At 62.5% G+C, this 1,660-nt stretch carries 1 tRNA gene and 1 pseudogene; one reads left to right on the forward strand and one right to left on the reverse strand.

The features are described 5' to 3' along the window. Positions 1–210: 210 nt before the first annotated feature. Positions 211–287: transfer RNA gene (locus tag Mhypo_RS17670), tRNA-Pro, on the forward strand. Between the two features lie 88 nt (positions 288–375). On the opposite strand, the pseudogene Mhypo_RS17675 reads toward Mhypo_RS17670, so the two are convergent. Further along, a pseudogene (locus Mhypo_RS17675) lies at positions 376–1,660 on the reverse strand (DUF1156 domain-containing protein); the annotation flags it as partial.

Below are 1,660 nucleotides of genomic sequence, written 5' to 3' on the forward strand. Positions count from 1 at the left end.
CGTCACCGTCCAATACAACATTCCCTCTCTGCTTGGCAACGGCTTTCAAACCAATCCTCTCCAAAATGTTGGTTTTTACCCATCATCACACCACTTCGTTACTCAACCGAATTCTTTAGATGAGTCGGTCAAGCCAACGTGTTGACGATTCGGCCAAGGGTCGCTAGACTTGACTGTGCGCCTGTGGTCTTGTCGCAGGCAAATTTAGATCGAGGCGTAGCGCAGCTTGGTAGCGCACACCCTTGGGGTGGGTGTGGTCGGAGGTTCAAATCCTCTCGCCTCGACCAGAATAAAGGCCGTTCGGGGAAAAGCATCTGACTTTTCAGATCGCCCTCGAGCGGCCTCTGCGTTACAGCAGCAAGCCCCCTACCACCTTCAGAAAAGTCGCACCGAAGCCCCTTCTTTGGGCTTGGGCAGGCCCTGCCGCACTGCAAGCAGCTCCTTGAGGGCCCGGCCCTCCTCGCTGCCCTCCAGCACCTCAGCCAGGGCTTGGGCCACCTGCCAGAAGGCTTCGTTTTCCAGATAGCCCACCTCACCCAGATAATCGGCGATGGCCTGCTTGCCCTCGCGCATCAGACGCAGGGTGCGGTGCAGGGCATCTATCATGACCACCTGGCCCTGTTCCTCGGCCAAGCCCAGGCGCTCGTCTTTGGCCCGCTCCGCCGAAAGGCGCACGAAGGTCTTCTCGCCCTTTTCCTGCACCAGGCTACCCAGCTCGGCGATTTCCACCCCCGCACTCTGGGCCAGCTTGCGGGCCTCGTCGGAGGGCAGCTCCGGGCCATAGGCCCACAAGGCCAGCAGGGCGAACTGAGTGGGCCCATCCACTGCGCCCAGGGCCTTGGCCCCCAGCACCCGGCTAAGGGCGAACTCCAGCACGATTTTCCGCACCTCGTCCAGGAAGTCCCCCACCCCCACCTCGCGCCCGTCGGCCCGCTTGACCACGTCGTAGCGGCTGTACGATTCCAGCCCCGGCCCGATGGCCGACATGAAGAAATCGGCCCCGCGAATCCCCGCCTCCCAGAACTCTTCGAGCTGCGGGCGGATGGCTTCCTGCATCTCGCGGCGCACATCGGTGAAGAAGCCCACCCCGCCCCCTTCCCGCTTGGTGCAGTTGAGAAAGGTAGACGAAGCCAGCGCCGCCGACTCCCTGGCCCTAAGCCGAGTCTGCATCTCAGTGTGCAGCGGCCAGGAGGCCTCCACCTGAAACCCCGCCTTGATGAGCGCGCTGATGAGCGTTTCCCAGGCCTCGGTGCTCTTGTGGGCAAAAACAATGGTGGCCTCGCCGGAGGGCTTCAGCACCCGGTGCATCTCGCGGAAGGCCTGGCCCATCATCTCTTCGAAGAACTGCTTGGCCTTCTGGTTGTCGCCCCCGTGGCGCACCGGGTTCTGCACGGCCTCCTCGCGCTTGGGGGTGAGGGGGGTGCGGAAGTGTTCGGGGTAGAGGTGGCCCACCGTGCGCTTGAGCCAGACGTAGAAGAAGTCCGAAAGGTCGGCGTAGGGAACGGCGTCGTAGTAGGGCGGGTCGGTGATGATAGCGTCGAGGAAGCCGTCTTCGAAGGGGAGGCGGGTAGCGGTGCCGCGCAGTACAAAGCCTTCATTTGCCGCCGACTCTGCACCGTGCTCTATTACCTTATTTACCCATTCCAAAGCACCCACCCAC

The sequence above is a fragment of the Meiothermus hypogaeus genome, assembly GCF_003574035.1.
In the GTDB taxonomy this organism is placed as follows: domain Bacteria; phylum Deinococcota; class Deinococci; order Deinococcales; family Thermaceae; genus Meiothermus; species Meiothermus hypogaeus.